Origin of the sequence: Lentzea sp. NPDC003310, assembly GCF_040610935.1 — a bacterium.
GTDB lineage: Bacteria > Actinomycetota > Actinomycetes > Mycobacteriales > Pseudonocardiaceae > Lentzea.
In genome coordinates this window covers 116538-128719 of sequence record NZ_JBEXNC010000006.1, presented here as the reverse complement: position 1 = coordinate 128719, position 12182 = coordinate 116538, and the positions used below count along the sequence as shown (strand labels likewise).

Annotated in this window: 14 protein-coding genes; 9 read left to right on the top strand and 5 right to left on the bottom strand. The window is 67.8% G+C overall.

Translation table 11 applies throughout. The features are described from left to right. The first annotated feature begins 34 nt into the window (after window positions 1-34). Both ABZX02_RS13245 and ABZX02_RS13240 read left to right on the top strand, forming a co-directional pair. Window positions 35-721, top strand: a complete 687-nt coding sequence (locus tag ABZX02_RS13245) for a hypothetical protein (RefSeq protein WP_355297835.1) — start codon at window positions 35-37, stop codon at window positions 719-721. Beyond that, the gene (locus tag ABZX02_RS13240; protein ID WP_355297833.1) at window positions 718-1086 is read left to right on the top strand and encodes a GntR family transcriptional regulator; all 369 of its coding nucleotides are present in this window, start codon (window positions 718-720) and stop codon (window positions 1084-1086) included. The genes ABZX02_RS13245 and ABZX02_RS13240 overlap by 4 nt, the downstream gene beginning before the upstream one ends. Here the strand turns inward: ABZX02_RS13240 and ABZX02_RS13235 are convergent. After that, a complete protein-coding gene (locus ABZX02_RS13235) occupies window positions 1071-1520 on the bottom strand; it encodes a hypothetical protein (protein WP_355297831.1) in 450 nt (149 codons plus the stop codon). The genes ABZX02_RS13240 and ABZX02_RS13235 overlap by 16 nt on opposite strands. A 54-nt stretch (window positions 1521-1574) precedes the next feature. Between ABZX02_RS13235 and ABZX02_RS13230 the strand changes: the two genes are divergently transcribed. Genes ABZX02_RS13230 through ABZX02_RS13220 form a run of 3 tightly spaced genes read left to right on the top strand, consistent with a single transcriptional unit; the run spans window position 1575 to window position 5256 of the window. Continuing rightward, the gene (locus tag ABZX02_RS13230) at window positions 1575-3077 is read left to right on the top strand and encodes a dynamin family protein (protein ID WP_355297830.1); all 1503 of its coding nucleotides are present in this window, start codon (window positions 1575-1577) and stop codon (window positions 3075-3077) included. After that, a complete protein-coding gene (grpE, locus tag ABZX02_RS13225; RefSeq protein ID WP_355297828.1) occupies window positions 3074-3439 on the top strand; it encodes a nucleotide exchange factor GrpE in 366 nt (121 codons plus the stop codon). The genes ABZX02_RS13230 and grpE overlap by 4 nt, the downstream gene beginning before the upstream one ends. Beyond that, entirely contained in the window at window positions 3436-5256 is a 1821-nt protein-coding gene (locus tag ABZX02_RS13220; RefSeq protein ID WP_355297826.1) for a dynamin family protein, read from the top strand. The genes grpE and ABZX02_RS13220 overlap by 4 nt, the downstream gene beginning before the upstream one ends. On the opposite strand, the gene ABZX02_RS13215 is transcribed toward ABZX02_RS13220, so the two are convergent. Together ABZX02_RS13215 and ABZX02_RS13210 are read right to left on the bottom strand one after the other, a co-directional pair. Further along, a complete protein-coding gene (locus tag ABZX02_RS13215; RefSeq protein ID WP_355298395.1) occupies window positions 5218-5349 on the bottom strand; it encodes a DUF397 domain-containing protein in 132 nt (43 codons plus the stop codon). The two genes, ABZX02_RS13220 and ABZX02_RS13215, sit on opposite strands and share 39 nt — an antisense overlap. A 58-nt stretch (window positions 5350-5407) precedes the next feature. Continuing rightward, window positions 5408-6280: a helix-turn-helix transcriptional regulator gene (locus tag ABZX02_RS13210; protein WP_355297824.1), complete on the bottom strand. Its 873-nt coding sequence runs from the start codon at window positions 6278-6280 to the stop codon at window positions 5408-5410. An 83-nt stretch (window positions 6281-6363) separates the two neighbouring features. Here ABZX02_RS13210 and ABZX02_RS13205 point away from each other — a divergent pair, with 83 nt between their 5' ends. From ABZX02_RS13205 to ABZX02_RS13190, 4 genes are all read left to right on the top strand, one after another. Next, window positions 6364-6570, top strand: a complete 207-nt coding sequence (locus ABZX02_RS13205) for a hypothetical protein (protein ID WP_355297822.1) — start codon at window positions 6364-6366, stop codon at window positions 6568-6570. A gap of 71 nt (window positions 6571-6641) precedes the next feature. Continuing rightward, window positions 6642-7328 carry a hypothetical protein gene (locus ABZX02_RS13200; protein ID WP_355297821.1) on the top strand — a complete coding sequence of 229 codons (687 nt, stop codon included), beginning with the start codon at window positions 6642-6644 and terminating at the stop codon, window positions 7326-7328. Between the two features lie 311 nt (window positions 7329-7639). Next, window positions 7640-9451, top strand: coding sequence for a phosphoenolpyruvate carboxykinase (GTP) (locus ABZX02_RS13195; RefSeq protein ID WP_355297819.1), 1812 nt, complete (start codon window positions 7640-7642; stop codon window positions 9449-9451). Between the two features lie 75 nt (window positions 9452-9526). After that, a complete protein-coding gene (locus ABZX02_RS13190; RefSeq protein WP_355297817.1) occupies window positions 9527-9736 on the top strand; it encodes a hypothetical protein in 210 nt (69 codons plus the stop codon). Between the two features lie 290 nt (window positions 9737-10026). Here ABZX02_RS13190 and ABZX02_RS13185 read toward each other — a convergent pair whose 3' ends face one another. Further along, on the bottom strand, window positions 10027-10872 hold the full coding sequence (locus ABZX02_RS13185) for a septum formation family protein (RefSeq protein ID WP_355297816.1): 846 nt from the start codon (window positions 10870-10872) through the stop codon (window positions 10027-10029). Further along, on the bottom strand, window positions 10869-12116 hold the full coding sequence (locus ABZX02_RS13180) for a hypothetical protein (RefSeq protein WP_355297814.1): 1248 nt from the start codon (window positions 12114-12116) through the stop codon (window positions 10869-10871). Before ABZX02_RS13180 ends, ABZX02_RS13185 begins: the two co-directional genes overlap by 4 nt. Window positions 12117-12182 lie beyond the last annotated feature (66 nt).

Sequence of the window (12182 nt, the reverse complement as noted above, 5' to 3'; positions counted from 1 at the left end):
GTTATTGTGTCGAGGGGTTGATACAAACTCGGGGGTGGCCGTGCTCGACAGGGACTTCTGGATCCAGCTGGTCGTGCTGGCCGGTGTGGGCCTCTTCCTGCTGATCATGCTGTGGCCGACGGCGTCGACGGGCACACGCCTGCTGCGCAAGTGGCAGGTGCCGGACCCGTCCGACGCCCAGGTCGAGGACGCCGTCCGCTACCTCAAGCGGCGCCGGCTGCTGTACCCGTGGCTCTACGTGGCGGTCGGGTTCGTCCCGCTGGGCGACGACTCCACCAAGCAGCTCCTGGTCGTCGTGCTCGCGGGCACCCTGCTCGCCGAACTCCTGGCGTTGCGGGTTCCCCGGCAGTCGCGGCGGGTGGCGTCCCTCGCCCCGCGCGGCCTGTTCGACATCGCCGCCAAGGGCGTGCTGATCTCCTACCCGGTGGTCGTCCTCGCCATGGCCGTGTTCCTCGCGGTCAACGGCGAATGGGTCCGGGTCGGCTGGCTCGCGTTGTCCGTGCTGGTGGTGGCGGTGATCGTGTGGGCGGCGGTGGTGCGTCCCGCGACCGGCGACGAGACGGTCGACCTGGCGTTGCGCACCAGGAGCGTGCACGTCTCCGCCGGTCTGGGCGCCGGCATGGCCGGTGTGCTCGTCCTGGGCCTCTGGGGTTTCGTCGGCATCCTGGCGTGGATCGCGATGGCGAACACGAAACCGGTGCCGACGAAGATCGCACCGTGACAGCTCCGAGAATCGTCGTCGACGTCGAGAACGGCGTCGCGCCGTGGCGCCAGGTCCGCGACCAGCTCGCCCGCCTGATCACCGGTGGCGTGCTGCCGGTCGGGTCGCGATTGCCGACGATCCGGCAGCTCGCCGCGGACCTCGGCCTCGCCGCCGGCACGGTCGCGCGGGCGTACCGGGAGCTGGAGACCACGGGCGTGCTCACGACAGGACGAAGGCAGGGCACCGTGGTGGCTGCCCTGCCTTCGCATGCACCGGACCCGCTCTCCGCCGCCGCGGCGGAGTTCGTCGCCGTAGCTCGGTCACTCGGCGCCAGTGAGGGGGAGGCACTGAACGCCGTGCGAGCCCACTACTTGGGTGAGTAAGGCGACTCGATCTTGGGCGCGGGTCGCGGTTCGCCGATGTGCGCCTGGCGTTCTTCCTGGCGCTCCTCGTAGATCCGGTGTTCCTCTGCCATCTGGTCCGCGAGCTGCTGCTGCATCTGGCGATCCCTGATCCTCGCGAGGATCGCCATGGTCGCGCCGTGAGCCAGTGCCAGCAGCAACAGCACCACGCCGAGCTTCACGACCACGTTCTTCACCGCGTCACCGGTGTCGACCTCGATGATCGACACCAACGCGAGCAGGCCGAGCACGACGAGGTGGAACAGCACGGCCGTCAGCTTCATCATGCCGCTGGCCTGCTCGTCGTCGTACGCCGCGCGCCTCAGGTATCCCTTGCCGCTGTGGTAGATCAGCTGGCCGTCCACGACGACCAGGACGATCCCCAGCACTAGGAACGTCACGTAGCTGTCACCCATGCGCTGTGGCTACCCGCGCACGCACGCGCACAAACCGTGGCACGATCAGTGCTCGTGACGGTGTTGCAGGGACAACAGCTGGCCGGTCCGCTGTGCGCGGCAGTGGCCAATCTCTGCGTTGCGCTGCAACCGCAGGTGTCCCAGCAGACAGCCCAGGGTTTCCAGGAGGTCCTGCGCCGGCTGCACGCGCCGTTGCAGGTCGCGGTCGCCGGTCGGATCAAGTCCGGCAAGTCGACGTTGGTGAACGCGTTGATCGGCCGTCGTGTTGCACCTACGGACATCGGCGAGTGCACACGGCTCGTGACGCGCTATCAGTACGGCACGGTCGATCGCATCGAAGTCGTGCTGCGCGACGGCAGGCGGCAGGTGCTGCCGTTCGACGCGAACGGCATGATCCCCGCTTCTCTTGGCGTGCAAGGTGTTTCACACATCGAGGCGTATCTGACCAACGCGGTGCTGCGCGACATGACCGTCATCGACACACCTGGGCTCGGTTCGTTGGACGCGGATTCCGTCGCACGCACCGAGGAACTGCTTGATCCCGTGTCGCGCAACGCGGTCGCGGGCGCCGAGGCCGTTCTCTACGTCGTGACGCAGGGAGTGCGCGCGGACGACCACTCGACGCTGGCCGCGTTCACGGCCGCGACCGCGTCCCGTGAAGCAGGGCCGGTCAACGCCATCGCCGCGTTGAACAAGGTCGACGCCGTGGCGCCGGAGACGGTCGAGGGCGCGGACGGCGACGTGTGGCGGGCCGCGCAGATCCTCGCGGCGAAGCAGGCCGACCTGCTCAAGCCGCGGGTCGCGGACGTGCTGCCGGTGATCAGCCTGCTCGCGGAGTCCGCGGAGACGGGTGAGTTCACGTCGGCCGATGCCGAGGCCTTGCGCGCGTTGGCTGCTCTCGACGCGGACACCCGCACGATGATGCTGATGTCCGGCGACCTCTTCACGTCGTGGGAGTGCGACGTCGCGGCCGGTGTGCGCTCCCGGTTGCTGGAGAAGCTCGACCTGTACGGCATCGGCCGCGCGCTGGAGGCGCTGGACGCCGAGCCCGCGCTGCCCGCCGGTGCGTTGCGGCGGGTGCTGTTCGACGCCTCCGGGTTCGCCGCGGTGCGCGGTCGGCTGGACGCGGTCTTCCGCTCGCGCGCCGACGGCATCAAGGCGGCCGCCGCGCTGGCCTCGGTCACGTCGCTCGCCGCGGGCGACGCCGGCGAACGGCAGCGCGTGCACGACGCCATCGAGGTCCTGCTGGCCCGGCCGGAAGCGCACCAGCTGCGGCTGCTGGAGGCGTTGACGCTGGTCTCGTCCGGCGCGGTCGCCCTGGCTCCGGACCTGACGGAGGAGGTGCTGCGCGTCGGCGGCACCCCGGATCTCGCCGCGCAGCTGGGCATGGTCGGCAGGCCGGGCTCGGAACTGGTGGCGTTCGCGCTGGAGAGGGCCGGCTGGTGGCGTTCGTTCGCCTCCTTCGGCGCGACTCCGGCGCAGGCTCGGGTGGCGCACGTCGTGCACCGGGCGTATTTCCTCATCTGGCAGCAACTACGTGCTGGGGGGCACCGATGAGCGTGAACGGAACCGAACCCGCGGATCTGACGTCGGAAAACGGTGTGGAGACCATTGCCGACGAGCTGCTCGACCAGGCGCTGGCCGAACGCCGCGCACTGGTCCAGCTGTGCCTGTACGCGCTGGACCGCGCCAGTGCGGGCGTGGTCGAACGTATCGAGGAAGGCCTTCTGGCCATAGGCGTCACGGCGCTGCGCGTCGACGGCGAGCGCTTCGACCCGTCCGTGCACGAGGCAGGCGGCGCCGTCCCGACGGACGACCTGTCGTTGCAGGGCCTCGTCGCCGAGACCGAGGTACCGGGCTTCTGCGACCGTGGCCGCGTGCTGCGCGCACCGATCGTGACGGTCTACACGGCCCGATGAGCAACCTCTCGCAGACGGTCCGCCAAACCCGCGAACGCCTCACCTCTCTCGTACGCGAGCTGGACCCGTCGATGGCCGACTGGGTGACCCGCCGCGCCGCACCAGAGGTGTCGTCCGTGGTGATCGTCGGCGAAACGAACCGAGGCAAGTCGTCCCTGGTCAACGCCCTGCTGGCCACCCCGGGCCTCTCTCCGGTGGACGCCGACGTGGCCACCTCGACGTACCTGGTCTTCCAGCACGGCCCGTCCTGGGCGGCCCGAGCCTGCTACCCAGGCCTGCTGGCCCCGGTGAGCTTCCCGCTGCCGGCCCTGATCAACTGGGTCTCCGCAGCCCACGACCTCCCCGAGGGCGAACTACCGCCGCGCTACGTCGAGGTCGACGCCCCGATCCCACTGCTGGAACGCATGTCCGTCGTCGACACTCCGGGCGTCGGCGGCCTTGAGTCCGTGCACGGCGAACTGGCCCTGGAAGCAGTCACCTCGGCCACCGCCCTGGTCTTCGTGGTGGACGCCTCCTCCCCCTTCACCCGCGGCGAGCTCGACTTCCTCAAGCGAGTGGGCGACCGGGTGGAAACCGTGGTCTTCGCCCTGACCAAAACCGACCAGTACCGAGGCTGGCGCCAGGTCCAGGAAGCCAACCAGGCCCTCCTGGCCCAGCACGCCCCGAGATTCGCCGACGCGACCTGGTACCCGGTCTCGTCCCGCATGTTCGCCCTGGCCGACCAGGCCCCCAACCCGGACGCGGCCGCCATGCTCCGCGAACGCTCGGGCATCTCCGCGCTGCAAACCGCCCTCCAGGAACTGGTGACGGGTCGAGCAGGCATGCTCGCCGAGGCCAACGCCCTCCGAGCCCTCTCCACGGTCCTAGCCGAACTGGTGGTCCGCCTCGACCACGAAAAACGAGCGCTCTCCGTGGGCGAGGACGAGGCAGCCGTCCTCCGAGCCCGCAGAGAAGAGCTCCAAACCGAACGCCGCTCGTCGACCCGTGGCTGGCAGGTACGCCTGCGAGGCGAGGTCCAACGGGCCCGCATCGAGAACTCGCACGAGATCTCCCGCCAGATGCGAGACCTCCAAACCTGGTACCGCCAGGCCATAGACGCAGCAGACCGCACCGCCCTGGCTGCATTGCCTCAACAGGTGGACACAGCCCTGCAGGTGGTCTCCGCCCGGATCTCCACAGCCCTGTCGGTGAGGCTGTCGCAGGTCACCGACGCAGTGCTCGCCACTCTCTTCTCCCCAGAAGAACTGGTCCTGATCCGAGGCCAGTTCGCCCGAGGCGAGCAACCACCGGTCGTCCTGCGCCCGAAGGAAAAGCGCCCCCCGACAGCCGAGGACAAACTCCTCGTCTTCATGGGCGTCTCCGGCGGCCTGGGCGCAGGCAAACTGGCCGTGATGCCCCTGGCCGGCCTGGGCATAGCGGCCCTGAACCCGATCGTCCTCCCGGTCACCATCGCCCTGGGCCTCGGCGCAGGCTGGTGGATGGCCAGAACCAGAACCCACACCGCCGAGAAGCAGCACGTCAAGCAATGGCTGTCCGACGCCATCGCCGACGCCCGCTCCACAGTGGACCAACTGGCCGCGGAGCAGCTCATCGAAGCCGAACAGGCCCTGTCGCTCGCGTTGGACGAGGCCCTCGCGAAGCGCATCGAGGCGATCGAGGCGGAGCTGCGCGAGGTCGACCGGGCGTTGCGGATGGAGGCCGGTGAGCGGGGGCGTGAGCTGCAGGCGGTGACTCGGCAGGTGGCCGAGGTGGAGCAGGGGCAGGCGAAGGCCGAGGAGCTACTGGGCCGAATCCGGTCGGTGCGGGACCGAGCCTAGGAACGCGGTCCAGGCGCTTGGCGAGAAGCTGAACCGAGGACCATCGGGGTTCTTCGAGTCACGTACCGACACCAGAGCCGCGGTGTGCAGCACCTCGACGCACGCGTCACTTTCGCTCGAGCTGTGAGTGCTCTTGATCCACGCGGCCAACCTAGGCGCTCCTCGCAAGGAAAGCGATCAACGCCGCCCTGCTCTCCTCAGGACTCCACGCAAGACCCGCAATGCGCTCGAAGAGCTGCTGCATTCGTTCTGTGTGGGCCGGATGGTCGTAGTAGGTTGCCGGTCCGTAGATCGCAGGTGTGAACATGATCGGATTCGCGGAATCATAGGTCAGCGAGACCATGCCGCCACCAAGACCCGGATTGTTGCGCGTGTCGAGGCCCAGGACCCGGATCCTCACCCCTGGCAGCTCTGCGAGTTGTAGCAGGTGGAGGACTTGTTCGGTCATCACCGACTCGTCGCCGACCACGTGCAGCAGCGCGTCTTCGGTGAAGATGATGTCGATCTGGTCTGCCTTGCCAGACGTGAGCACCCGCTTCTGGAGGCTTTGGCGGAAGGCGATGCGGTCTGCCGTCTCCTCGTCCGGCCGGATGGAACTGCCGGCCTGGATGATCCCGTTGACGTAGCTCGGCGATTGCGCCAAACCGGGGATCACACCGCACTCGTACCAGGAGATGCGGCTCGCGGCCGCCAGCAGGTCCATGAAGCGGATGTAGGCGTCCGGCAGCGTGTCCATGTAACCGTGACGCGGCTGCCTGCGCCTGCTGGCCTTGCCGAGGGCGAGCAGGGTTGCGCGCTCGGCTTCCGACACGCCGTAGAAGTCGAGCAGCCAGGAGAGTTCCTGGTTGCCGAGTGCACCTCTGCCGTTCTCGATCTGGCTGAGTCGGGCGGCGCTGCGACCGATGACCTCCGCTGCCTCTTCTTGTGTCTTGTTCGCGTCGGTCCTCAGGCGTTGCAAGGTCAATCCGAGTTGGAGGCGCTCCACGGTCTGGCGGGCTTGGCCCACTTGGTTGCCTCCCGTCATTCGCTTAGGCGAGCGACTTTAGTCTCAATAAGCTCTAAAGTTAAGCCTAATACCGGCGGCCTGGGGCGAAGATGAGGTTGACCATGGGCGTCAAGCGTGAGTGGCTCCTCAGCTGCAGCGACAGCTACGCGACCCGCGCCGTGTGCGAGGTCAGCGTCAGCGCCGGAGCCGTGGAGATCGCCGGCCCCGAAGGTCCCGCCTTCACCCTCACCGATCGGGAGATCCGCGAGTTCCGCGACGCCCTCACCGCGGCGATCGACCAGAGTGACGAGGATCGGCGCGCCCCGTGAGGTTGGCCGGGGAACCAAACCGGCATAACGTGGGTCATACCGGTACATGAGCAAGTAGGAGGTGTGTCCCGGTGTACATCGACGAGAACGGTGCGGCCGACGCCGAGCTGAAGGTGACCGTCGAGGACGAGGAGTACACCGCCGACGTCACCTTCGACCTCGACAACGACGGCACGAACGACTCCGCGGTCGTCGAGACCGACGATGGTGGCCATCTCGCGTTCACCGACACGAACGGTGACGGCGACGCGGACTTGATGAGCACGTTCGACAAGGACGGCAATCTCCTGAGTCAGGCCCGGTTCGAGGAGAATTCCGGTGAGTGGGTTGCCGTCGACCCGAACGACCCGCGGCAGGAAAAAACGAATTCTTCGCCCAAGCAGGCGATTGTCGTGGAGACCGACGACGGTGAACGAAACGTCGGGCAGGCGACCGAGGACACCGACGGGGACGGCAAGGCGGACACCGCGATCGTTCGGGACGACGACGGTGACACGTGGTTGTTCACCGACTCGAACGGCGACGGCAAGGCCGACGTGGCGACCGAGATCACACGGTCTGGCGAGGTCACGATGTCGGAACACCGCGGTGACGACTGGGTCGAGGTCGAGCACGGGCACATCGAGGCCGACGGCCGGTACGTGACGGACTCGAAGAGCGGCATTCTGGACGACTCGGACGAGTGGCTCGAGGAAGAACGGTTCGACGGCGTCGTCCGAATCGATTCCACAACGGGGCAGTGGATCAGTCCGAACTGACCCGTCAACTGAAGCGCAGGTCACAGGCCCCGGTGTGGTGAGAACCGCACTGGGGCCTCTTGTGTTTTTCCCACCTCAAGCCGGCCTTAACGCCGTCCGAGTGCTGAATCGATTCCAGAATCGGTTTTGTGAGGCAAGCGACAGGCTGGGGGTGCTTTACCTGCCATTCATCCGGCTAACCTCGGTCCATCCCCTTCCACGTACGCCCGGCCCCACCGGGCGTCGTGAGCTATTCCCGAGGACGACGAAGTCCTGCACCGGACCACCACGTGCTCGGGTTGCCGAGGCGTTCAGTCAGGAGACGAGACGAGATGACGGCAGTGACCATTCCCGGTCTCGAACAGGCACCTACCAACCACGCGCAGCTGCTCGCATGGGTTCAGGAAGTCGCTGAGCTGACCTGCCCCGACGAGGTTGTTTGGGCTGACGGGTCTCAGGGCGAATGGGACCGTCTCACGAAGAAGCTCGTCGACGCCGGCACCTTCGTGCCGCTCAAGAAGAAGCCCAACTCCTTCTGGGCCGCCTCGGACCCCAGCGACGTCGCGCGCGTCGAGGAGCGGACCTACATCTGTTCCGTGCGCGAGGAGGACTCGGGCGCGACGAACAACTGGATGGACCCTTCCGAGATGAAGGCCATCATGACCGAGCTCTACCGGGGCTGCATGCGTGGCCGCACGATGTACGTCATCCCGTTCTGCATGGGCCCGCTGGACGCGGAGAAGCCGATGCTCGGTGTCGAGATCACCGACTCGGAGTACGTCGTCGTCTCCATGCACATCATGACCCGCATGGGCACCAAGGCGCTGAACCTCTTCGGTGAGGACGCGCCGTACGTGCCCGCGCTGCACTCGCTCGGCGCCCCGCTGGAGCCGGGTCAGGAAGACGTGCAGTGGCCGTGCAACACGACCAAGTACATCTCCCACTTCCCGGAGACCCGCGAGATCTGGAGCTTCGGCTCCGGCTACGGCGGCAACGCGCTGCTGGGCAAGAAGTGCTTCTCGCTGCGCATCGCGAGCGCGATGGCGCGCGACGAGGGCTGGCTCGCCGAGCACATGCTGATCCTCAAGCTCACCTCGCCGGAGAACAAGGCGTACTACATCGCCGCCGCGTTCCCGTCGGCCTGCGGCAAGACGAACCTCGCCATGCTGGAGCCGACCATCCCCGGCTGGAAGGTCGAGACGCTCGGCGACGACATCGCCTGGATGCGCTTCGGTGAGGACGGCCGCCTGTACGCGGTGAACCCGGAGAACGGCTTCTTCGGCGTCGCGCCCGGCACCGACTACCACACCAACCCGAACGCGATGCGCACCATCGCCAAGGGCAACTCGCTCTTCACGAACGTCGCGCTGACCGACGACGGCGACATCTGGTGGGAGGGCATGGGCGAGCCCCCGGCCCACCTCACCTCGTGGAAGCACCAGGACTGGACGCCGGACAGCGAGGAGCTCAGCTCGCACCCGAACTCCCGGTACTGCACGCCGATCGAGCAGTGCGACATCAAGGCGCCCGAGTGGGACGACCCCAAGGGCGTGCCGATCAGCGCGATCTTCTTCGGTGGCCGCCGCGCCACGACGATCCCGCTGGTCACCGAGTCGCGCGACTGGCAGCACGGCACCTACATGGGCGCCACGCTGTCGTCGGAGACCACGGCCGCCGCGGTCGGCAAGACCGGCGTCGTCCGCCGCGACCCGATGGCGATGCTGCCGTTCATCGGCTACAACGCCGGCGACTACTTCCAGCACTGGGTCGACCTCGGCAAGCGCGCCGACGCCGACAAGCTGCCGAAGATCTTCTACGTCAACTGGTTCCGCCGCGGCGAGGACAAGCGCTTCCTGTGGCCGGGATTCGGCGAGAACTCGCGCGTGCTGAAGTGGGCCATCGAGCGCCTCGAGGGCAAGGCCGCCGCGCAGGAGACGCCGATCGGCTACGTGCCGACCGCCGACGACCTCGACCTCGAGGGCCTGGACGCGTCGCGTGAGGACATCGAGGCCTCGCTCGCGTTCGACGCCGACGAGTGGCGTGCCGAGATCCCGCTGGTCGAGGAGTGGTTCGAGAAGATCGGTGAGAAGGTCCCGACCACGCTCCGCGACGAGCTGGCGGCCCTGAAGCAGCGCCTGGGCTAACTCGCCCGAGGTGTTTTGATGACCCAGCGGTCAACGGCGACCGCTGGGTCATCTTTTTGAGGTACTACTGACGGCGTGACGAACGAACTCCCCGGCGGCCTGAACTTCGACGGTTCGAAGCGCGATGTGGAGGTCGGCCCGACGACGGGCATCGTGCGCTACTACCCGGTGCCGCCGTCCGCTGAGCCGGTCCGCACGCCGTGGTGGCGTTACGTGCTCGTGTTCATGATCGGGTTGGTGATCGGCGGGGCTGCCGGAGTGGTCCTGTGCAGCAATTTTCTCTGAGTCAGTGCAGCTCATCGTCCACATGAGACGAAGTTGTCCACAGGTGTGGACGGCGTTGTGCACATGTTGTGGATAGCTGTGGACAAGCCTGGGGACTTCTCCGCAACCGCCTGAAATGGTCTTGCCCCAGGAATGAACCCGGCACCTTCCGGGAACGTCTTAGGTACGTGATGGCGGTCACAAAGATCGTCAACCACCTGAGGCGGAAAGGGAGGTGTGCCGTGGGAATCGCAGGAATCGCGATGCTGGTGCTGTCCCTGGCCGCCGTGTTGATGGTCGTGGTCGCGGGCTCAGTTCGGGAGCGGGTTGTCCCGGATGCCGAGGAGCGTCCCGTTGAAGGTCTTGGTGGCCTCCGCGTAGCAGACGGCGTTGGTCCAACCCTCTGACCACGCCTGGGAACCGGGGTTCCGCCACGCGGGGAACACGTCGGAGCGCTTGGTCGAGCCCAGGTAGTCGTGCACGGCCTTCGTGCACTTCTCGTTCGCGATCGAGTTCATCTGCTCCTTGGACGGAGCGGGGTCGGTCGACTTGCCGAGCGACACGACGCCACCGGGCACGGCCTCGGCCATGTGCGCGGTGGAGGTGCACGCGACGACCTTGACCTCCTGGTCCTTCGACGGCGAACCCTGGGTGCAGGTCTGGAAGGTGCTGAAGCCGTTGTTCTTCAGCGCGTCCTTCACGGAACCCTTGCGCGCCAGCGGCTTCTCGTCGGGGCTGATCTCCACGACGGTGCACAGCCGCCAGCGCTGGCCGTCCTTCCAGCCCTGCTCGTTCGGCCAGAACGCCCACACGCGCAGGCGCGTCGAGTCCGCGTCGCCGCTGCCCAGGTACTCCGTCAGCGTCTGGCGGCACGGCGGCAGCGCGGCCTTGCGCAGCGCCTGCGTGTCCGGGTAGGTCGAGGGGAGGCCGGTGAGCTCACCGACGCTCATCACCTCGGCCTCGTGCGATTCGGTGCACTGCAGCACCTTCAGCTCGTACGCGTTCATGCACTGCCCCGACTTGGGCAGCGTGGGCGCGGAGGCGGAGGCGGTCGACGGCAGCGGTCCGGGGACCGCCTGACCGCCCACCTGAATCGCGCACGCGGACAGCGTCAACGCGCTCAGGACAATTGCCACCGCCAGCCGCACACGAGTCACACCACAGAGACTAGGGCCTTGACCTGATCGGCGATGTCCCGACGCTGCTTTTCGAACGCCGGATCCGTCAGCGCGGCCGGATCGGCGGGCTGGCCGAGCACCGGCGTGTGCAGGTGTCCGCCCAGGACGTTGGTTGCGCCCCAACCGATGCGCAGCCGGTTGGCCCGGTACATGCTCTCGTTGGACAGGTAGTCACCGCCACCGCCGGAGGCCGCCACCCGGCCCGGGGTCGGGGTGTCGGCGCGGCACGACTGCTGCGAACCCACGACGACCCACTCGCAGAAGTTCAGGTTGTAGTTCACCGCGAACGGGCCGGTGCCCGCGTCGATCATCTTCTGGAACGGCAGCGTGGTCTCGATGAACTCGTTCGTCGGCTGCGGCCAGCCGGGCGCGTTCGGGACGCTGCCGTACGACCCGACGTTGTTGTTGTCCGCGAAGCCGCCGCGCCAGCGCGCCGCCCACCGCTCGACGTCGAACCGGCCGGGCCTGCCCTGGCTGATCGTCACGAACGCGTCGGGCTTCTGCTGCAACGCCTTGCCGTAGAACTGCTCGACGATCCCCTCGTCGAAGCCGCCCCACAGCACCGGCAGCACCGCGGCCTGCAGCACGACCTTGCCGTTCGGGGTGTCGATCTCGCGGCCGTCGAGCTGCAACGCCGCCGCGCCGGCCGGGTTGGCGCGGCGCACGTTCGCGCCGCTGAGCTGGAACGGGTCGAAGCCGGTGACCGCGATCTTGCGCACGCCGGGCTTGGACGGGAACGCGGCGTCGCTCAGTCCGCGCGAGGCCCAGTCGAACTTCTGGATGAGCGCGGCGCGATCGGCGGGTGAGAAGGCGAAGCGCGGCTTCCACTGGCGCAGCGCGGAGCTGAGCTGCAGCCGCGCCCAGTAGAGCGGGCGGTCGTCGTAGGCGTCGTGTGCCTGAGGTGTTGTGCTCTGCGCGCGGGCGACGGCGGCCTTCCACAGCGCGTTGCCCTCGCGTTCGACGAACTGCTGCGCCTGCTTCGGCACGACCTGCCGGCACAGTCTCGTGGTGAAGTCCGTGACGCGGCCGTCGAACCCGGCGAGCTGCACGAGCGCGGGGCCGACGGCGGGGCCGCCCGCGACGAGCGTGTCGTCGAGCCGCTGCTCCTCGACGGTGAGCGGGACGGTGGTGTCGTAGCAGTTCGCGTCCTGCGCTTGGGCGACGGCAGGACTCAGGGCCATGGCGAGTGCGGTCAGTCCGACCAGTCCGGCGATGGTTTTCACGTACTCGATCCTCAACGCAGAGGGCCACCCGCCGTAACCGACGGGTGGCCCCTAGTGTTGACGACT

What these genes read in the sequence shown, in the direction of transcription:
- grpE (WP_355297828.1), top strand. Translation starts at nt 3,074, where the DNA reads ATGAGCGTGAACGGAACCGAACCCGCGGATCTGACGTCGGAAAACGGT.
- ABZX02_RS13220 (WP_355297826.1), top strand. Translation starts at nt 3,436, where the DNA reads ATGAGCAACCTCTCGCAGACGGTCCGCCAAACCCGCGAACGCCTCACC.
- ABZX02_RS13210 (WP_355297824.1), bottom strand. Translation starts at nt 6,280, where the DNA reads ATGACGGGAGGCAACCAAGTGGGCCAAGCCCGCCAGACCGTGGAGCGC.
- ABZX02_RS13195 (WP_355297819.1), top strand. Translation starts at nt 7,640, where the DNA reads ATGACGGCAGTGACCATTCCCGGTCTCGAACAGGCACCTACCAACCAC.
- ABZX02_RS13205 (WP_355297822.1), top strand. Translation starts at nt 6,364, where the DNA reads ATGGGCGTCAAGCGTGAGTGGCTCCTCAGCTGCAGCGACAGCTACGCG.
- ABZX02_RS13235 (WP_355297831.1), bottom strand. Translation starts at nt 1,520, where the DNA reads ATGGGTGACAGCTACGTGACGTTCCTAGTGCTGGGGATCGTCCTGGTC.